Below are 19,934 nucleotides of genomic sequence, written 5' to 3'. Positions count from 1 at the left end.
TATTTAGTTAATTTTTACTGCACTCGGCGCAACAGCAGAATGGGCGGTATCGCTTTCGCTATTTTCAACCGGAATATCTTCAAAGCCCAGCAACAGCGTGGTAATAAACGAAATCACGATGGCCAGAATCATCACACCAAACACCCATACAATACTCATTGGATTGGCCGGGTCGAAGAACTGGACACTGGTAAATAATCCAGGAGATGCCATCGAATGGCTTGCCAGCCCACCGATTCCAGCGACCGCACCACAGATAAAACCACTGATAAGACTGGCGATCAGCGGGCGTTTAAGGCGCAATGCCACCCCATAAAGTGCCGGTTCAGAAATACCCGCGACAATCGCTGATGCGGCTGCAGCCAGTGCCGTTTGGCGCAATTCTGGGTTTTTGGTTCGCCAGGCGACAGCCAGCGAAGAGCCGCCTAGTGAAAGATTAGCGCCAATCTCTGATGGCATAACCATGCCTTCTTTGCCCGTCTCCGCAATGGTCTGAATAATGGTTGGAGTAAAGACACGGTGCATGCCGGTCATAACTAATAATGGCCAAAGTGCCCCCATAATCGCCACCGAGAGCCAGCCCAGATAGTCATGAACCGTGTACACTAACGAAGAAATACCGCTGCCGATCCAGATCCCCAGAGGGCCAATAAACATGATGGCAATAGGCGCGGAAATCAGCACGATTAGCATCGGCTTAAGGAAGTTTTTGGTCACCGCGGGTGTAATGCGATCCACCCATCTTTCAATATAAGACAGCAGCCAGGTCATACATAATGCCGGAATAACGGTATAGGTATACTTCACTGCCGTGACCGAAACGCCCATAAACTCAACTTGTTGGCCTTGTGCAGCTTTCGCCATTAAATCAATAAAGGCTGGATGAACCAACACCCCGGCAATGGCGATAGCCAGAGACATATTGGTTTTAAATTTGAGTGCAGCAGAAGCCGCAACCATAACCGGAAGGAAGAAGAACGCCCCATCACCAATGACATTGAGAATAATCAGTGTCGATGAGCCTTTGCCAAAAACACCGGTCATATCCAGAATCATGGCTAACAGTTTCACCATCGACCCACCGATAATGGCCGGTATCAGAGGTGACATGGTGCCAATCAGCGCATCAAGTATCCCTGCGCCAATACGTTTCAAGGTTATTTTATTTTTTTGCGGCAGTGTATTTTCAGCCACCAGCCCTTCTGGCAGAAGTTTTAGCACTTCAGCATATGCATATGAAACGTTATTACCAATAATGACCTGACACTGGTTTTCATTGCGCACCACACCCAGCACACCGGTGATGGACTTCAACTTCGCCAGATCAACCGCACTATCATCGTTAAGCACAAAGCGTAAACGCGTCATACAGTGGGTCACTGCTGCGATGTTATTCACCCCACCAATGGCATCGACTATCGATGCGGATACTGCGGCATAATTCTTTGACATGAGTAGCAACTCCCCGTAATGACGCACGCCGAGCTAAGCAAACCATTTGCGGTCTAAGGGGACTGCCCTCACCGGTATAAGTGGTAATTAGCTATTATATTCATAGAGTTATTTAAATATCACCTGCCGGTATACCCTTGCTTTTAGTTATTATCAGGCAACTAGGTAACCGGTTCCACACGAGAATCTTAAATTACCAATTACAATTCAATAGATGTCAGCATTAAATTTTCATTCTGTGATAAGGATCGGCATTGATCAGGGACGATTGTGTAAGACAGTAGCTGTAGGCCTAAAGAACTGAGTATTGCAGTCAGCCACCAGTCTATGGCCCATTGACCAGAACCCAATGGGAACAGCCTGTATGCCCGCTCAGAGGGTCAGTGAATATTGCTAACAGCCGTGCAGTTTCAAGGATGAAAGGTATAGAATGACAATAATTTTCAACGGGTAGGAAAGACCTATGTCTACAATGCAAGAAGTGGCAAAAAAAGCAGGTGTCTCGAAAGCCACTGTTTCGCGTGTTCTGTCAGGCAAAGGCTATGTCAGTGAAGTGACTAAAGCGCAGGTATATAAAGCGATTGAAGAGAGCGGATATCGGCCAAACTTACTGGCCAGAAATCTGGCGACCAATAAATCACAATGCATTGGTTTAGTGGTGACCAATACTCTTTATAATGGTAACTACTTTAATGAAATACTGTCTCAAGCGGCAAAAAAATTAGAGAATAATGGCCGTCAATTGGTACTGGTTGACGGGAAACACAGCGCGGAAGAAGAACAAGAAGCAATCCAATTCCTGCTCGATTTACGTTGCGATGCAATAATAATTTACCCCCGGTTTTTAACTGTGGATGATATGGATGTTATTATTGATAAATATAAGCAGCCTATTATGGTGGTCAACAGAAAATTAAGAAAAAACCACAGCCACTGTATTTTCTGCGATCATAAAGGGTCCAGTTATAATGCAACAAAATATCTTATTGAACGAGGCCATCAGGATATTGCATTTATCACCGGCTCACTGGATTCACCGACAGCGATTGAGCGCCTTTCTGGATACAAAGAAGCATTAAGAGCATGTTCGCTTCCGCTGCGGGATAGCCTGATTATTCAAGGGAAATGGACCCCGCTCAGTGGTGCAACTGCAGTAGAATCGTTATTAGCCAGCCAACAACCATTTAGTGCCATTATCGCCAGCAATGATGATATGGCCATTGGTGCCATGAAAAGATTAAATGAGGTGGGGATCAACGTACCTGAAGCCGTATCTCTTATTGGGTTCGACAATATTCCCATTGCGCCTTTTTTAAGCCCATCGTTATCCAGTATTAAAGACCCGGTCAGCGGTATGATAAATGATGTCATTAACCGGCTAATTTCAATGTTAGACGGGGGGTATTTATCAACTGAAAATATATTTCAGTCCGAACTGATTGTCAGGGACTCAGTCAGTGACGGGCCCTATTTAGGCCAATCAGCGCTCAACCATCAATAAAGCGCCCTGTTCACTGGGCGCGTATTGGGTATAGCAAGGGCTAGTTTGTGTTTATAGCCCATCGCCCCGGCGATCACTGGGTATTGGTGGCACAGATGAAGCTCTCTCAACCACAATTCGGCGAACCTTATAGCCGGTAACACCCAGTATTAACGTGACTATCGGCGCAGCAATATTAAATACCGCAAATGGCAGGTAGCCCATGGTGGATACGCCTAATACAGCCGCCATATAGGCGCCGCAAGAATTCCAGGGAATCAACGGAGACGTGACGATACCGGCATCCCCCACCAAGCGAGAAAGATTCTCTGGCGCTAACCCGCGTTTGGCAAATTCACCGTGGAATAACCGTGTTGGCAGCAATAAAGCAATATATTGATCACCCGCGACGATATTCAGCCCAATGGCCGTAGCAACCGCAGAAGCAAAAAGTTGCCCAACGGTTTTGGCTCGCAACAAAATAGGGGTTACCAGCTTATTAAGCAGACCAAAGTCATCCACCATAATACCGAACGTCACCGCACCGATGATTAACCAAATAGTTAACAGCATGCTGTCCATTCCCCCGCGCGACAACAATGCATCCATCTGTGGAATACCAGAGTTCTCCTGAAAACCATTAGCCATCGCCAGCCAGACGCCCTTCACAGCGGCAATGGGTAACGCGGTATCAGGTTCAGCAATAAAGCGCGCAATGGCCTGCGGCTGAATAAATGCCGCCATCACACCAGCAAGCAACGCAGCGCTAATAATGGCCAAAGGTGCCGGGACTTTACCGACGGATAATCCAAGCAAGAATATCAGTGGCAGTAAATTCCAAGGTGTAATGTTGAATAACTCATCAAATCGGGCTAATTCGGCGTGCGTAATTGTGGCATCAAAGCTGGCTTGTTGATTGATACCTAATATGATGAAGGCCACCAAAGCAATCAATGCGGCAGGAATAGTGGTCCAAAGTTGTGCCTGTATATGGCGATACAGCTCAACACCATTCAACTGTGCGGCTAACACAGTACTTTCTGATAATGGCGAGATTTTGTCCCCCACATAGGCACCCGAAATCACCGCGCCTGCGGTTATCTCTGGTGAGACACCAATCATATTTGACAGCCCGACTAACCCGACGCCAATAGTCCCCGCGGTTGTCCATGAACTGCCAATGCTCATAGAAACCCCGACGCAAACAAGAAAAGTAATGGGGAAAAACCAATTCGGGGTAATCAGAATAATGCCGTAATAAACCAAGGTCGGGATCGTCCCCGACATGTTCCAGGTACCAATTAATGCACCAACAGCAAGCAGGATAAATATCGCACCGACCACCGTCGATATCCCCTTACGCGTCGACTGGGCAATATCCTCCCACGAATGACCATTTTTCATGATGATTACCGAAGTAATCATGGTGCAAAGGATAAGGGCAACCTGTAAGGGGCCATTGACGGCCTGAAGCCCAAACAGCGCGACAGATGCACCGACGAGTATCACCAACGACAGCATCGGCGTAATGGCATCTAAATAAGAGGGTGGTTTGATAGTGCGCGTTTTTTTGGGAACATTGGCCATATATACCCCACGAACAATTAAATACGATTAGTGAGTCAAATTAATCTTTTAATGATGGTTGCACGCTATGGTCCGATTTTTTAAGTATAGCTATTGGAAGGATATCCGATTAATTAGTTTAACTTTTAACTCAAGCACCCACGCTGGGTACCGACCAAAGAAAAGGAGCACAAGGCTCCTTTAGGTCAAGCAACTGCGGTATTCGTGTCACCCAAACTATTTAGCGCGAACACCTTCGACTGACAAAATCAGCTCGACTTCCTGTGAAGCCGGGCCCAAGTCAGTGGTGATATTAAAATCTTTCAGTTTGATCGTGCCATTGGCTTCAAAACCAGCACGATAACCACCCCAAGGATCATTACCTTGCCCCGTCAACTTGCTTTCCAGTGTCACCGGCTTAGTGACACCGTTTAATGTCAGATTACCCACGACGGAATAACCCTCTGCATTTTTCTTAACGTCGGTCGACTCAAACGTCGCCTGTGGGTATTTACTGACATTCAGGAACTCTTTACTACGCAGATGTTTATCACGCTCGGCATGGTTGGTATCAACACTATTGGTATTGATCACCACATTGACTTTATCAGCGGCCGGATTTTTCTCATCAAAAGTGAAAGAACCGTCAAAATCATTAAAACTGCCGTATAACCAGCTATATCCTAAATGTTTAATTCTGAATTCGATAAAGGCATGTTGCCCTTCTTTATCGATTTTATATTCGGCGGCTACAGCACTGCCTGCAGTAAACATCAGTGCCCCTACAGCCAGGCCCAACAGGGTCTTATTAAACATATTTAATTCTCCATAATACAGTTGGTTAATCGGTGCTACGTCCCAGCATCCGCTTAAGGGTTACATCACCATCAATGAAATGGTGTTTAATTGCGGCCAGTCCATGCAAGAGTGAAAGCACGACGACTGCCCAAGCCAAATAGAGGTGCACAGTTCCGGCAGTATCTGCCTGATCAGGTAGGTTAGTCAGTGTTGCAGGGACAGTGAACCAACCAAATACATTGATAGGTTGCCCATCGGCCGTTGAGATTAAATAACCGCTGAACATAATACAAAATAAAACTAGATATAATATCAAATGTACCAATATCGCACTGAGCCGAGTGAAACGGCTATAACTCGATAATGGTTTTGGTGGCGGCGAAATAAAGCGCCAAATCACCCGAAATAACATCACTGCAAACAGTATGCATCCGATGCTTTTATGTATTTCAGGTGCCTGATGATACCAACCATCGTAGTAGCCTAAGGTTACCATCCATAAACCCAGAGCAAACAATGCATATACTGTAAATGCCACTAACCAGTGGATACCAATAGTTATACGCCCGAACTGCTCCTTGGTATTTTTCCAAAGCATGATTATTCCCTTTTGCTTAATTTACAGAATGCTTAATTCACATGACAATAGTCAAACACTTTGAAACATAAAATCAACACTTATTTTATATAAGATATATCTTTCCAAACGCTGTCAGTTATTTTGTAGGAGTCGATAATTACTCGGTCAGATTAATTGTTGGACTTTACTTAACCTGACATAAGCAGAGTAAACAAGCAGATAAGTACTGGAGAAATAAAAACAGTGGATTGGTTAAACAAGCATTCCCAGCGAAAAAATAGCTGGAATTTAAAGCAGAAAATAATGCCATTATAAATATTTATAATGGCATTATTTGTAGGGGTATCCGTAGAACCTTCTATCTAACAGATAGGTAGAAAGCCATCAGGTTATACCGTAAACCCGAGATAGAGATAGATTGCCAAAACAATACTTGCTGTGGCGATAGCATAAGGCATTTGTGTTCGAATATGCTCAATATGGTCGCAATCCGTTGCCATAGAGGCCACGATAGCATCACCAGAGATAGGGGATGTCATGTCGCCAAAAATAGAACCCGCAATGGCCGCACCAATCATATATTCCACTGGCATCCCCAGAGAGACCCCAAGCTGAACACCAATAGGGATCATAATGGCAAATGTGCCCCACGACGTCCCCGTTGCTAGTGACATAATGGCACTGATAATAAAAATAAAGCCAATTGAGAATCCAGGAGAAATAACACCGGACGTTATAGTGGCAATATATTGCCCGGTATTCAGATCAGCAGAGACATTCCCCATCAAAAATGCCAATACCATAATTGAGCTGATTTTCACCATACTGGCGTAACCGATATACAACTCTTTAAAGAAGGATTCTATATTCAGGATCCGCCGCCCACAGAACCAAACAAAAGAAACTGTTGTCCCAAACATCACGGCGCTATATACCGACATAGAGCCGCTACCTTTAGTGAAATCACCGTCCCCTGTAACATAAAGGGCAACCGGAACCGCAATAACTGTCGATAAGATAGGGATGAGGAAGTTAAGCAATGAATTACACGCCGGATGATCAATGACTTCATCGGGTTCTTTCTCAACGTGCAGATCCTGCTTGCTGGTGAAATTCACCTCAGCTTTTCTCATCGGCCCCCAAGATGCCCCGGAGAAAATATAGAACAGCACTGACGCCAACGAGAACCATGCCATCAGATTCCATACCATCGATCTGGCCAGAATCTCAAAAGGCTGTCCATCGATGTACCCTTTGGCGATCTGGACACCGATAACCCCCATCATTGCCGCCCCCCAACCATTAATCATTGCTGAAGAACAGACTGATACGCACGAGGTTTGGACAATATAAGACATTTTCTCTGGTGATAGACCGTATCTTTTTGCCAGATCTTTGGTCGATGCGCCGGCAATAAGCTGGTTGATCGAACTTTCAATAAAAATAATTGACGTAATCACCATCGCCAACAACTGCACTGCTTTTTTATTGGTAACAAACTGGGTTTTTTCTGTTAAGGCGCGAACTAAACTTCGGACGCCCCCGGTCACGACAATTAAGCGCATGATCCCGCCAATCATCACCATAAAAATAACGGTACGAGTATTCCCAGGAGAAGAGAACGTATCAATAATTCCATTTAAAGTGCCACTGATCCCCTGAAGTAGATTGTGATCATTAATAACCGTAAATCCAACAACTATCCCCATTAATAACGATAATATTACCTGCCGAGTAAAAATTGCCAAACAAATAGTTACCAGTGGAGTTATAATTGTCCACACGCCATAATCATGCATATGACTACCCTATTAATTATTGTATAAAGGAAAGGGCTTGCTCTGCGTCTGCTATTAAATCATTAATATCTTCGATACCGATTGAGAGCCGTAGTGTTGTATCGTATATGCCTATATTTTCCCTCTCTTCTTGAGACATTGAGCCATGCGACATTGAAGCAGAATGGTTAACCATACTTTCAACGCCCCCCAGTGATTCGGCTAAAACAAAATAACTTAATTTGGCAATAAAGGTTTTCACCGCTGTTATATCGCCTTTTAACCGGATACTGACTACCGCTCCGCCAGAACGCATCTGTTTTTTACATAATTGATATTGAGGATGAGATTCCAGACCTGGGTAATGCACATCCAGCACCTTAGGATGTTGCTCTAAAAACTGAGCAATTTTTAAAGCGTTACTGCATTGACGTTCCATACGGACATCGAGTGTTTTCATACCGCGTAATGCCAAATAGGCATCAAACGGCGAGGCAATAGCCCCAACGGTGGTTTTACAGAAATCCAATTGATCTGCAATATCCTGTACATTGGTAATAACTGCACCGCCAATTAAATCTGAATGCCCACCAATATATTTACTGGTAGAGAGCATAACGATATCAGCACCTAAGGTGAGTGGCCTTTGGTTCCAGGCACTGGCAAAGGTATTATCTACGCAGCTCATTATGCCCCTGCTTTTGGCAACCTGGCATACTGCTTCAATATCAACTAATTCCAACAGTGGGTTAGTGGGCGTTTCGATCCAGATTAAACCTGTATTCTCTTGAATATGGTGCTCTACTGACGTCAAATCATTAAGATCGACATAACTGAATGTCGTACCTGAAGTTTGTTTACGCAGACGTTCAAACAACCGATAAGTACCGCCATAGACCCCTTTCATTACTAATACATGGGAATCCTTAGGTAGCAACTCCAATATAAGTGCAGTTGCTGCCATACCGGAAGCGGTTGCCGTAGCATAGATACCACCTTCCAACTCAGCCAAGGCGGTTTCATATGCATATCTTGTCGGGTTACTGCAACGGGAATAACAAAACTCCCCTTCTTCGCCTAAATTTGGCTGAATGAAGGAACTGGCGGTAGTAATCGGTGGAAAAATAGCATTATTGCCTCGGTCAACTTGATCTCCGGCATGGATAACCAGAGTCGCGATCGATTTTGAGTTGCTCATTATTTGTCCCTTTAAATTTTAACGATAGCCCGCCGATCATTATTAATAATGATGTTAGGCCACGCGGTTAAACCGTAATATTTATTTACGTGTCATTATACTGATAATTTCTTTATCTGTTTGCCTCATTGGCGATAACACTAATTTACATAAATTATTGATAGAACCTTCAACATCGCAGGAAACAATGCCATCGCGCTCCCCTGCAACACTATTTTGTTGCGCCATCAACACCGACTTAAATGCACAGGCGGTAGCGGTAGACACTTTCATGGCACAACTATTTGATGCACCATCGCAAATAATGCCACTAATATCACTGATCATATTACTGACCGCGTAGGAGATAGTTTGAAAATCTTGGGTCAATAACCAACTCATACCTGCCGCCGCCCCCATTGCTGCCGTTGACGCCGCACACAATGCGGACAATCGGGTATAACGCATATGAATTGAGATTGCGGCTAGATGGGCCAACGCTAATGCCCGGGCCAGTGTTTCATCATTGGTATTAAGATGTCGGGCAAGTGTCACTACCGGCATTGTCACGGTAATCCCCTGATTACCAGAGCCATAATTTGACATCGCGGGTAAGGGTGCGCCGCCCATACGGGCATCTGATGCCGCAGTGGTGTTGATCAACATTTGACTCAGTAAGTCAGTGCTAATAAAGCCATTTTTTCTGGCTTGCGACAACGCGCCACTCACGTTCAAACCATAGTTCTTCCTTTGCCCCTCGTCAGAAAGCGCGGTATTAATCTCAGCACTTTTCAGCATAAACATGATGTCTTTAGCGGCGACATCGGTTACAAATTTAAATGCATCGTTAAGGGAAAATTCGGGTAGTACACCACTGTCATTGGTGGTAATTAAGTCTCGGACTAATATTTGCTTTATATTATTAATATAAACTTCAGTGACATTAGTATGGCTGCCTTGAATCACAACCCGGCACTGATCACTAAGACTATATAGCGTAATATCGATAAAAATAAAGTCCGTAGCATCTACTGCGTTTAGACACACGTTACCTGATTGATTGAATATATAGGCTTCGGTAATTTGTGTCGCAGTAATATCTTTTAATACCTCTAAATCGGCATCCGCGTTACCACCAATAGCCCCTATTGCCGCTGCAAGAGTGACTCCGCAATAGCTTGTTCCCGGAATAGTGACGCCCATCGCATTTTTATACAGATTCTCCGATATATTCCCCGTTATTTTTAATATCGGTGCGTTGAGATATTTAGCAGCCACTGCGGCAGCATACGCAATAGCAATAGGTTCAGTACAACCTAATGAAAGTTTCACTTCCTTTTTCAACCAATCGAGTAATTGTTGATGTGTTATTTTTTGCATTTGAAGTAATTAATCAGTGATTTGGATTATTTTTATCTTATGGTTTTACGGGGAGAAATACTTTTCCTATTTTCTTGTTGTTTTTAATACCTGGAGAATATTGTTCTCTTTAACAAAAAAGATAAACACAGAACAATTTAAATAAAAAACCATTAAAAACAATACAATAGATAACTCAAACACCATTTACCCCCCACTCAATGAGATACTAATCACAAAACAATAAAGAGAATATTTTCCCCTTGGACGCAATTATTCGCCTTGAATCATTAAACTAGACGATAAAAAAGGCGAGTTAGCTACTGCCAACTCGCCTCAGATAAAATCAGCCGGTGCTGGTTTAGATATCAACCCTGCGCAGGGGACTGCTGCATCGTCCAGTTGAGCACTTGAGTGGCTAACTGGTCACTGGCCAGGCCAAAGGCCTGAACCACCTCATTCATCTCGTTACCTTTTATCGGTTGGCGAATTTCAAACTGGCGAGTTGCAATAATCCTACGGTCTGAAATTCTTACCAGCCGAGCATCAAAGCGGATCAGCACTTCGCTGCTACCAACATGGTATACCCCTTGGAACGCTGACAAATCACCACTCAACTCCACATCAGCCTGCAAGCTATCATCGTCGCTACTGACTGCACGGATCCGTCCATCGCTACGGAACGCCTGAATAAGACGATTGCGCACCAAGATCGGCGCTGAATCACTCCAACGGGAGTTTTTATAAACCGCTATCTCCTGGCCTTGAGGCTGCACCGCTATGCGTGAGCTATTAAGAAACTGGTTCGTCGCCGGTTGTGAAACCCGTAATGACCAGTTTACTGTCTGCGCGTGTGGCGCACTCACTGCTGCTGGCACCGGCAGAAGATAAACTTGTGATACGGGGGCCGAGGGTAAAATGGTGCAGGCAGAGAGCAGTATCGCTCCCCCGGATATCATCAATAGCCACACGCGGCGGCCTGCATAGCGCATTAGATTAAAAGAGAGCATTAAGGCGTAAACTCCTGTGTTCTTTCACGGCCGCGCAACAAGGCCGCTGGGTTTTCTTCCAAACGAGAAACGGCGGCACGTAATGTCGCTAATGTTCTGCGCAGCTCATCTACTGCCGGCCCCAGCTCATTCATCCCCCGCATCCCGTTATTGAGTGAGGTTTTATTTTCACTCACTAATTTATCGAGGATGGCACTGGTATTTTGCAACGATGCCATGGTCTTGGCGGCATCACTGACCAGTTGTTTCCCCTGCCCATCCATTAAGCCGTTAGCATTACGCAGCAGGCGATTAGTTTGAGTCAGTGTCTCATTAGCCTGTTTACTGGCCTGCGCCAACTGCTGCAACAGGGTACGGAGATCACCACGTTGATCAGCCACGGTTTGGGTGACTAGCGCGAGATTATCCAGTGTCGTTACCAGGCGCTGCTGGTTATCCGGTGCCAGCAACTGGTTCAAGCGCACCAACACTTCATTCGCATTGGTCATGAAATTCTCACCGTTAGCCAGTAACTGGCTCATCGGCGAAGGGGTAGCAATAATAATAGGAACCTCGTCATCTTTGCCCTCCAGCAACGGGCTGGTCTGGCTGCCACTGCTGAATTGAATATTTGAGGTGCCGGTAATACCCGCAACGGTGAGACGAGCTTGGGTATCTTCGCGTATCGGAGTAGATGCAGAAACGCGGATACGTGCCCAAACCTTATTCGGATTGTCTCGGTCCAGGCGTAATTGCGTCACCTCACCGACTCGAATCCCGCTGTACTGAACGGTGCTCCCCTGTGACAGGCCACTCACAGGCTCATTGAAAACGATATCGTACAATCTGAACTGGCGATCAGAACCGGAATTTGTCAGCCATAGGCAAAACAGCAGCGCGGCACTCACCACAATAAGAGTGAATAACCCAATAACGACATGATGAGCACGGGTTTCCATATTACAACCTCTCTCCACTGTTAATTGCCGCTGCTTGATAAGCAGCCCGGCCACGTGGGCCATGAAAATACGCCTGAATCCAGCCATCATCAGTCGCTGCAACTTTATCCAGAGTATCAACCACCAGCACTTTTTTCTGCGAAAGCACCGCTACACGATCACACAGTGTATACAGCGTATCCAGATCATGGGTCACCAAGAATACCGTTAGATTGAGGGCATCCCGCAGGGTGCGGATCAAACTGTCAAACGCCGCCGCACCAATGGGATCAAGACCCGCAGTCGGTTCATCAAGAAACAGAATATCCGGGTCCAGCGCTAAGGCACGGGCTAGCGCAACACGCTTGACCATACCACCCGACAGAGATGCCGGATACTTACTGCCAGTGCCCGGCGGTAGCCCGGCCAGTGCCAGTTTAACCTGAGCCAATCGCTCAGCCTCAGCCCGGGGTAATCCGGCGTTTTCTATTAATGGTAATGCCACGTTCTCAGTCACGGTTAGAGAACTGAACAGTGCGCCTCGTTGAAATAATACGCCGAATCGGCGCTCGACCATGGAGCGGGATTGACCTGACAGTGCCATTAAATCCTTGCCAAAAACATGAATTTTCCCGTCAGTCGGACGACGTAGCCCAACAATACTGCGTAACAGAACAGATTTACCGGTACCCGAGCCACCAACCACGCCAAGAACTTCTCCGCGCTTAACATCAAGATTCAACCCTTGATGCACGCACTGTACGCCAAAGCAGTTAACCAGATCGCGAATTTGAATGATTGCATCTTGCGTCATTTGGCTCACCACCCCATTTCCATGAAAAATAGCGCTGCCACGGCATCAAGCAAAATCACCACAAAGATCGAATGCACCACACTGGTGGTGGTATGAACCCCGACTGATTCAGCACTACCGGTTACTTTGAACCCCTCCAGACAGCCAATAATAGCAATCAGGAAAGCAAAAATAGGGGCTTTACTTATTCCCACCAGAAAATGCTGCAACCCATTACTGTTTTGCATAATCGACAAAAACATAGTGGGAGAGATATCCAGTGTTAAGGCACACACCACCATGCCCCCGAAAATACCGCAAACCATGCCAATAAAGGTTAGCATCGGCAGAGAGATCAATAGTGCCAAGACGCGCGGTAGCACCAACAGTTCAACCGGATTCAAGCCCAGTGTTTGGATAGCATCAATCTCTTCATTGGCTTTCATCAAGCCAATTTCAGCGGTAAAAGCACTGGCTGTTCGCCCTGCCATCAGGATCGCGGTAAGCAGTACCGCAAATTCACGTAGAAAAGAAAATACCACCAAATCGACGGTAAAAATGCCCGCGCCGAAAGTAGTGAGTACGGTTGCACCGAGAAAGGCGATAACTGCCCCCACCAAAAAGGTGAGCAACATAATGATCGGCACAGCATTGAGGCCAATCTGTTGAATATTGGCAATTAATGAGGTAATGCGCCAGCGGGAGGGGCGAAAAAGTGTTCCCAGCAAGGTTTCCAGCGCCAGACCAATAAAGCCCAATAGTGACTTAATATCTTGCCATAAGTTATCTACCGAACGGCCGGTATTAGCCAGCATCTCAAGCCAAAACCGTGCGGGTTTTTCAGACAACTCAGGGGTTACGTCAGGCAATACATGGCTTACCGTTTCAAGTAATATCCTCCGCTCTTCTGGCAATTTAGGCGCAAGTTCGCGTAAATTTGCCACACGATCCTCACCCAGAAGCAGAGCTAACAACGTTGCACCGGCGGTATCTAACGCCCCCAGTTGGTTGAGATCAAATACCCCCCCATTGGGCATATTAGCGCGCAATTGCGCAACGCGCGGCTCCAAAACGCAGTAATGCGCCAACACCCAGTCCCCCCGAATATAAACTCTGGGGGGCTGAGCCGCGCTATCGAGATCAAGTTGTGCGGGGGACGTTTGCTCAGTCATTGCTCAGATCTTACCTCTTCCAAACTCTAATGTTTCAAACCCTAAATAGGTATATCACACAGTTAAGTAAGAGTAATGACTGTTTAATTAATGAAGTGTTAACCACACCCTAATCAGTGAGGTGTGGCACGCTGTTTGCCCAATTGCCGTATTTTCCTCTCTGGCAGGGTAAACCAAACGACTACCGCCAGCAGAATTAACAGTACGCTGGCAGTACCTAATACCAGACTATGTGAGGCAGAAAAGGCCAGTTTGGCGCTGCTCAGTAGACGCTCGTCTCCACCAAGGCTATTGACCACCTGAATGGTTTCACTGATAGAAGCACTGGCCTGTGTAACCAGATCAGCGGGTAAATCTGCCGGTAGCTCAATAGACGCGGTATAAGCCCGCGATAACATCAAACCAAATATTGCCACCCCAAATCCAGCCCCCAACTCATAAGCCATGCCCTCAACCGCCCCTGCCGCACCGGCTTTCTCTGGGGGGGCCGCACTCATAATCGCCGCGGTAGAAGCTAATAACGAGGCTTCAATACTGAACCCCAGCACTATCATCCATCCCCATGCCAAATAAACTTGCGAGGCAAAATCGGTCAAGGCCAGGCCGAGAAAACTCAATGAGCTAAATGCAATGCCTGCGCTTGCCACGGTACGCAACCCCAGTTTAGCCACCAGCCAACCGGATATCGGCCCGCTAACACCACTGGCAATCATCAATGGCATCAGAAATATACCCGCTTCGAGTGGGCTTTTACCTAACACAAACTGCAATTCCTGTGTCAGCAAGAGTTCAAAACCAACCAGCGTTATCATTGCCGTCATGGCCATTGCCATACCAACAGCGATCACCCGCTGGCTTATCAGGCGAAAATCGATCATCGGAGCCGTCGTTGATAACTGGTGACGAACAAAAGCAAACAGCATCGCCCCCCCGGTAAACGCGGTCAGGAAGGTTACCCTCATATCTCCCCCACCGCGTAGCCCGGTTTTGGCCGCATAGACCAACAATAGGATCGCAGTAATCAATACCAGTGCCGGTGCCAATTTCCATGATTGCTCCACCCGTACAGGCAGGCTCGGTATGACCAGCAGCGTGGCAATAACCACGGCAATAATAATCGGGATATTGATCAGGAAGACGGACCCCCAGTAGAAATATTCCATCAATAATCCACCGACCAGTGGCCCCATCGCGGCCCCCGTCGTTCCAATGGCAACCCATATCCCCAGCGCCAATGCTCTTTCTCGTTCATCGGTAAAGATATGGCGCACGGCCGACAAAGTTGCCGGCAGGATCATTGCAGCACCGATCGCCAAAAAAGCGCGCGCCGCAATAAGCGCGGCAACCGATGGCGCAAGAGCCGCTGCCAGTGAGGCGAATCCGAACAGTACCGACCCCAATAGCGCCAGCCGTTTGAAACCGATGCGATCCCCCAGCGCCCCCATGGGCAGCAGCAAACAAGCCATGACCAGTGAGTAAATATCAATAATCCACAGCAATTCACTGCCCGTGGCTGACAGCGCAATACCCAGCCGAGGGGCGGCCACATGCAGTACCGTTGCATCAATAGAAACAGGAAGATACATCAGAATAATAACGTAGAAAATCATCCACTTTTTAGACATACAAAACGCTCAAATAAGGCATAGATTAATGTTGAACACTTGTTCAATATATCAATGATAGCGGAAAGTTGAACTGGCGTCCAATTCATCACATAATGGCTGAAACACTAATGCGTCAGATAAGGAGTCACTTTGGCCTATTTGAACCGTGAAGAACGCCACGACACCCTTTTGCAGGCGGCGATGCGTATCGCGATAAGTGAAGGGATGGCGGCAACCACTGTACGCCGAGTTGCCAGCGAAGCGGGGGTGGCTGTTGGGCAAGTTCATCACCATTTCACCTCAGTTTCACGACTACGAGCAGACGCATTTCTACTCTTAGTTAAACAGTCGTTATCTGCTTTTGCGCTAAACAGTCAGCACTTACCTGCCGTTGAACGGATACAGCAAGTTTTGGGCTATCCACAAGATGAAGCCTGCCAAAGAGAAACCCGGCTGTGGAATGAAATTTCAATACTGGCCGAGCGGGATGAACTCATTAAGGAAGCCTATGCGGCTTCGATGTCAGACTGGCACTCGGCGACCGTGGCGGTGATCCATACCGGCATCACCAGCGATGAATTCCGCTCAGATATCAATGCCAGTGATGTTGCCTGGCGGCTGATCGGGCTGGTGTGCGGTCTGGATGGCCTGACTCAGTTTACAGAGTTAGGTTTTTCAGAAGCGGAAATCTTGCGCCATCTGGCCGCGATGATGAAAAGCGAGTTACTGAAAAAACCTTAATAGATTTTCACCTTGGCGGGTACTTAACTCGGAGAGTTTTCCCTGATAGGACAAGCTATAATGATTATCTGATTCCTCAAATCCCCAACGTCATTGGCGTGGCAGCAAAGCAGCGCAGGAATGATCCCCGATGAACTGATATAGGTTATTGATTCGGGTGATAAATCTGTTAGAAGCAGCTAACAGCGCGTCAAGGAACAAGGGGCATATTATAAAGTACATAACATGACTAAACAGACTCCTGTCGCCGACAGTATTTATTACAACGGCACAATTTATACGGCAGATGCTGATAACACGGTTTGCAGTGCCATCGCCATAGGCCAGGGCTATATTCTGGCCACGGGCGGTGAGGAGATCAAACAGCAATTCGCTAGCGCGCATACTCAACTTATCGATCTGGCGGGTAAGTTTATGATGCCTGGCCTGATTGACAGCCATATGCACCCGTTTTGGGGCGGGAAACAACTGATTGGTTGTAACCTCAATTATGCTGCACTAAGTGTTGAACAGACACTGGATATTATCCAGCAGCACCTCGATAGCGATCCTTTTAACGGTGAAAATGACTGGCTGACCGTGCGCGCCTGGCAGCGTCAGGCGATGACACCAACCGGCGCTGATATGAGCCGAAAAGCCTTGGATTCGCTCAATACCCGCCGCCCCATTGCATTATTCTCCAATGATTGCCACACGCTGGCAGCCAACAGCCGCGCGCTGGAATTGCTGGGCATCGATGAACACACTCCAGTACCGCCAGATGGCAAAATTGCTCGCGATAACAACGGTAAATTGACCGGTATTCTGGAAGATGCGCCCGCCATGCGCGCCTTTGACAGTATCCCCTCCGCCACTGCGGAAAAAAATGTGCAAATTGCAGCCCATGTGCAGCAAGTACTTAATGCGCAAGGTGTCACTACCGTGATGGATACTCGTGTTTTTGCCGAACAGTTGCTGGCTTTCCGCCGCTTGCATGAACGTGGCGCATTAACCTTACGGGTACTGGGTGCTAAAGAAGTGACCCCTGATAGCCTGCAAGGCCCGCAGGACGCCGCGCGCGTGGTAGAAGAAGTGGTAGCGTTCGCCCGCCAATGGGGAAGCCACGCATGGACGCCCGCACCGGGTTTCGCCATCGATCACTTGAAATTGTTTATCGACGGGGTATTGCAACCCCCGACTATGACCGCTGCATTACTGGAGCCGTATCGTGCCAACCAAGGTTCAGCACACCAACCTGACTGGCAAAATACCGAGCGCTATGGCGACCTCTATTTTAGCGCGCCAGTAGTCAATGCCGTGATTTTGGAATGTGCTCGCGTCGGTCTTCACCCACACACTCATACCGTAGGTGATGGGGCCATCGAGATGGTGCTGGATGCCGTGGAACAGATGCGCGCTGCTTTGCCGGGCAAAGATATCCGCCCAGGATTAGCACATAACGAACTGGTTGCCGCCCATCAATATGATCGCTTTGCCAAACTGGGGGCAACAGCGGTGCTCTCCTTCCAGTGGGCCGGCCTGCCTGGCGTGCTAATTGATGAAGAGCGTGAGATGTTGGGCGAGGCCCGTTTCCAGCATATGGAGCCGGCAGCGCGCTTCCTTGATGCTGGCGCACGTATTGCGTATGGCAGTGACTGGCCCATTGACCGACTGGATGAATGGTACAACCTGCAAGTGGGTATGACCCGTCGTGCATGGGATCTCGATGGTCATCCGGCTGGCCCACGGTTGGATAATGATCGTGACCTGACGCTGATTGAAACATTACGTTCTGCCACTATTGATGCCGCTTATATGATTGCCAAAGAGCAATATATCGGCTCACTGGAAGCAGGGAAGTTCGCCGATATCATCATTCTGAAAAATAACCTGTTTGAGCAGTCGCCAAACGCGATTTACCAGACACAGGTGGAATCTACGCTGATCGGCGGTAATGTGGTTTATCAAGCCTAGTCAATTCCCCCGCGTCGGTGATGCGGGGGACACATTTGTTTGGCGCAAATTTCAGCATGGCAACATCGGGTTAAGACGGAAGTCATTGGCGTTACAGCGACCCTTATGTCAAAATCCGCTCCTTTATGTTCTATAGCTGCATAAAAATGCAGCGTAACGGTGCTTTTTATCACCAGGAGATGATACGGTAATGCCACAAAATATTCAGTTGCGCAGAGTGCTTAAAACCCCCGCGCTGGTCGCTTTCGGGCTTGCCTATATGGTGCCTTTAGGCGTATTCACTACCTATGGACAGGTGACTGTATTAAGTCAGGGGCATTTGCCCGTTGCCTATCTGGTGACTGTTGCCACCATTCTGTTTACCGCCCTCAGTTATTGCCGGATGACCAGCGCCATGCCGCTGTCTGGCTCCGCCTATTCCTATGTTCAGCGCAGTTTTGGCGGTAAAACCGGTTTTCTGGTGGGTTGGGCGCAAATTTTGGATTATCTGTTCCTGCCAATCCTTAATTATTTAGTTTTAGGCATTTTCTTGCATGAGGCATTTCCGGCTATTCCCGCTCCGGTATTTATTATTGCGTCTATCATCAGTGTCAGTCTGCTTAATATTCTGGGTGTGCGTTTACTCACCTCAGTTAATTTCTCGCTGATCGCAGCACAGATGGTCTTTATCGTATTATTTATTGCGCTTTCTTTCAGTCAGGCCGATTTAAGCCCGGAAGCGTTAATGAAGCCACTGCTGGTGAACGCCGGTGACCTGTCGGGGTTACTCTCTGGTGCGGCAGTGCTCTGTTTAGCCTTCCTTGGTTTTGATGCCATCGCGACCATGGCCGAAGAGGCGCACGACGCCAAACGCACCCTGCCACGGGCTATACTCTTTACGGTGATCAGCGCCGGTGCTATTTTTATCGCCGTTTCCTATGCTGCCCATTTGGCCTATCCCGACTGGCAATCGTTGATCCCGCATCAGGATACCGCCAGCCTGATTATCTCCGAGCATGTCGGTGGGAAGTGGATGTATAACTTCTTTATGGCCACTTATTTGACCGGCGTTTATGCCTCCGCAATGACCGCGCAGACCAGTGTGTCACGTATTTTCTATGCCATGGGGCGAGAAGGCGTACTACCACACAAAGTGTTCTTCCATCTGCATCGCAAATTCCACACACCGTGGCGGGCCATTTTGTTCGTTGCAACCATCTCGCTGCTGGCCCTGTTCCTTGACCTGAACTTAGTGGTATCGATGATAAGCTTTGGTGCCCTCGGTGCCTTCACCTTTGTTAATTTGAGTGTGATAAAGCATTTTATTATCAATGAGAAACGCCGCGGTACTGCGGCTATGTTTAAGTACGGGCTATTACCCATGATGGGATTCGTCATGTCGGTGTGGCTGTGGGTTCACCTTGAGCAACGGGCGCTTGAAGTCGGCTTATTGTGGCTATTGGCAGGCTTTATCTACTTGTTGTGGCTGACTCGCGGCTGGCGTAAATCGCCGCCATCCGTTAATCCAGATGATATTTCACACCTGTTGTAATAAGCACCAACCACTAATAG

General features: G+C 47.4%; 16 protein-coding genes. 4 read left to right on the top strand and 12 right to left on the bottom strand.

Annotation, left to right across the window (positions count from 1 at the left end; genetic code table 11):
- Nucleotides 1-3: 3 nt before the first annotated feature.
- Complete coding sequence (gene ascF / locus A6J67_RS10280; RefSeq protein ID WP_005183557.1) at nt 4-1,452, bottom strand: PTS cellobiose/arbutin/salicin transporter subunit IIBC; 1,449 nt, start codon at nt 1,450-1,452, stop codon at nt 4-6.
- Nucleotides 1,453-1,915: 463 nt separating this feature from the next.
- Here ascF and A6J67_RS10275 point away from each other — a divergent pair, with 463 nt between their 5' ends.
- A complete protein-coding gene (locus A6J67_RS10275; RefSeq protein ID WP_042568355.1) occupies nt 1,916-2,953 on the top strand; it encodes a LacI family DNA-binding transcriptional regulator in 1,038 nt (345 codons plus the stop codon).
- 51 nt (nt 2,954-3,004) lie between these two features.
- Here the strand turns inward: A6J67_RS10275 and A6J67_RS10270 are convergent, their stop codons facing one another.
- The 11 genes from A6J67_RS10270 to A6J67_RS10220 form a co-directional block, all read right to left on the bottom strand.
- Complete coding sequence (locus A6J67_RS10270; RefSeq protein WP_005183568.1) at nt 3,005-4,519, bottom strand: Na+/H+ antiporter NhaC family protein; 1,515 nt, start codon at nt 4,517-4,519, stop codon at nt 3,005-3,007.
- Between the two features lie 216 nt (nt 4,520-4,735).
- Entirely contained in the window at nt 4,736-5,314 is a 579-nt protein-coding gene (locus tag A6J67_RS10265) for a YceI family protein (RefSeq protein ID WP_005183570.1), read from the bottom strand.
- Between the two features lie 25 nt (nt 5,315-5,339).
- On the bottom strand, nt 5,340-5,894 hold the full coding sequence (locus A6J67_RS10260) for a cytochrome b (protein ID WP_042568356.1): 555 nt from the start codon (nt 5,892-5,894) through the stop codon (nt 5,340-5,342).
- A 371-nt stretch (nt 5,895-6,265) separates the two neighbouring features.
- The gene (locus A6J67_RS10255) at nt 6,266-7,675 is read right to left on the bottom strand and encodes a Na+/H+ antiporter NhaC family protein (protein ID WP_042568357.1); all 1,410 of its coding nucleotides are present in this window, start codon (nt 7,673-7,675) and stop codon (nt 6,266-6,268) included.
- A 16-nt stretch (nt 7,676-7,691) separates the two neighbouring features.
- Nucleotides 7,692-8,852, bottom strand: coding sequence for a trans-sulfuration enzyme family protein (locus tag A6J67_RS10250; protein ID WP_050296745.1), 1,161 nt, complete (start codon nt 8,850-8,852; stop codon nt 7,692-7,694).
- 81 nt (nt 8,853-8,933) lie between these two features.
- A complete protein-coding gene (locus tag A6J67_RS10245; RefSeq protein WP_042568359.1) occupies nt 8,934-10,211 on the bottom strand; it encodes a serine dehydratase subunit alpha family protein in 1,278 nt (425 codons plus the stop codon).
- Between the two features lie 347 nt (nt 10,212-10,558).
- Nucleotides 10,559-11,200, bottom strand: coding sequence for an ABC-type transport auxiliary lipoprotein family protein (locus tag A6J67_RS10240; RefSeq protein ID WP_042568360.1), 642 nt, complete (start codon nt 11,198-11,200; stop codon nt 10,559-10,561).
- Nucleotides 11,200-12,138 carry an MlaD family protein gene (locus A6J67_RS10235; RefSeq protein WP_050073775.1) on the bottom strand — a complete coding sequence of 313 codons (939 nt, stop codon included), beginning with the start codon at nt 12,136-12,138 and terminating at the stop codon, nt 11,200-11,202. The genes A6J67_RS10240 and A6J67_RS10235 overlap by 1 nt, the downstream gene beginning before the upstream one ends.
- Before the next feature lies 1 nt (nt 12,139).
- Nucleotides 12,140-12,931, bottom strand: a complete 792-nt coding sequence (locus A6J67_RS10230) for an ABC transporter ATP-binding protein (RefSeq protein ID WP_005183587.1) — start codon at nt 12,929-12,931, stop codon at nt 12,140-12,142.
- Nucleotides 12,932-12,936: 5 nt separating this feature from the next.
- Entirely contained in the window at nt 12,937-14,082 is a 1,146-nt protein-coding gene (locus A6J67_RS10225; protein WP_050296746.1) for an MlaE family ABC transporter permease, read from the bottom strand.
- A gap of 113 nt (nt 14,083-14,195) precedes the next feature.
- Entirely contained in the window at nt 14,196-15,707 is a 1,512-nt protein-coding gene (locus A6J67_RS10220; protein WP_050296747.1) for a SmvA family efflux MFS transporter, read from the bottom strand.
- A gap of 132 nt (nt 15,708-15,839) precedes the next feature.
- Here A6J67_RS10220 and A6J67_RS10215 point away from each other — a divergent pair, with 132 nt between their 5' ends.
- The 3 genes from A6J67_RS10215 to A6J67_RS10205 all read left to right on the top strand — a co-directional run bounded on the left by A6J67_RS10215 (nt 15,840) and on the right by A6J67_RS10205 (nt 19,914).
- A complete protein-coding gene (locus A6J67_RS10215) occupies nt 15,840-16,430 on the top strand; it encodes a TetR family transcriptional regulator (RefSeq protein WP_005183598.1) in 591 nt (196 codons plus the stop codon).
- Nucleotides 16,431-16,655: 225 nt separating this feature from the next.
- A complete protein-coding gene (locus tag A6J67_RS10210; protein WP_050296748.1) occupies nt 16,656-18,383 on the top strand; it encodes an amidohydrolase in 1,728 nt (575 codons plus the stop codon).
- 190 nt (nt 18,384-18,573) lie between these two features.
- The gene (locus A6J67_RS10205; RefSeq protein WP_050296749.1) at nt 18,574-19,914 is read left to right on the top strand and encodes an APC family permease; all 1,341 of its coding nucleotides are present in this window, start codon (nt 18,574-18,576) and stop codon (nt 19,912-19,914) included.
- The last annotated feature ends 20 nt before the right edge of the window (nt 19,915-19,934 follow it).

Origin of the sequence: Yersinia sp. FDAARGOS_228 (assembly GCF_002073315.2) — a bacterium.
GTDB classification, from domain to species: Bacteria; Pseudomonadota; Gammaproteobacteria; order Enterobacterales; family Enterobacteriaceae; genus Yersinia; species Yersinia intermedia.
This window is presented reverse-complemented; position numbering and strand designations above follow the sequence as displayed.

Bases quoted from the DNA above. Each gene is read 5' to 3' on its own strand.
- A6J67_RS10210 (WP_050296748.1), top strand. From the start codon at position 16,656: ATGACTAAACAGACTCCTGTCGCCGACAGTATTTATTACAACGGCACA.
- ascF (WP_005183557.1), bottom strand. From the start codon at position 1,452: ATGTCAAAGAATTATGCCGCAGTATCCGCATCGATAGTCGATGCCATT.
- A6J67_RS10270 (WP_005183568.1), bottom strand. From the start codon at position 4,519: ATGGCCAATGTTCCCAAAAAAACGCGCACTATCAAACCACCCTCTTAT.
- A6J67_RS10245 (WP_042568359.1), bottom strand. From the start codon at position 10,211: ATGCAAAAAATAACACATCAACAATTACTCGATTGGTTGAAAAAGGAA.
- A6J67_RS10250 (WP_050296745.1), bottom strand. From the start codon at position 8,852: ATGAGCAACTCAAAATCGATCGCGACTCTGGTTATCCATGCCGGAGAT.
- A6J67_RS10255 (WP_042568357.1), bottom strand. From the start codon at position 7,675: ATGCATGATTATGGCGTGTGGACAATTATAACTCCACTGGTAACTATT.
- A6J67_RS10235 (WP_050073775.1), bottom strand. From the start codon at position 12,138: ATGGAAACCCGTGCTCATCATGTCGTTATTGGGTTATTCACTCTTATT.
- A6J67_RS10220 (WP_050296747.1), bottom strand. From the start codon at position 15,707: ATGTCTAAAAAGTGGATGATTTTCTACGTTATTATTCTGATGTATCTT.
- A6J67_RS10265 (WP_005183570.1), bottom strand. From the start codon at position 5,314: ATGTTTAATAAGACCCTGTTGGGCCTGGCTGTAGGGGCACTGATGTTT.
- A6J67_RS10240 (WP_042568360.1), bottom strand. From the start codon at position 11,200: ATGCTCTCTTTTAATCTAATGCGCTATGCAGGCCGCCGCGTGTGGCTA.
- A6J67_RS10205 (WP_050296749.1), top strand. From the start codon at position 18,574: ATGCCACAAAATATTCAGTTGCGCAGAGTGCTTAAAACCCCCGCGCTG.
- A6J67_RS10225 (WP_050296746.1), bottom strand. From the start codon at position 14,082: ATGACTGAGCAAACGTCCCCCGCACAACTTGATCTCGATAGCGCGGCT.
- A6J67_RS10260 (WP_042568356.1), bottom strand. From the start codon at position 5,894: ATGCTTTGGAAAAATACCAAGGAGCAGTTCGGGCGTATAACTATTGGT.
- A6J67_RS10230 (WP_005183587.1), bottom strand. From the start codon at position 12,931: ATGACGCAAGATGCAATCATTCAAATTCGCGATCTGGTTAACTGCTTT.
- A6J67_RS10275 (WP_042568355.1), top strand. From the start codon at position 1,916: ATGTCTACAATGCAAGAAGTGGCAAAAAAAGCAGGTGTCTCGAAAGCC.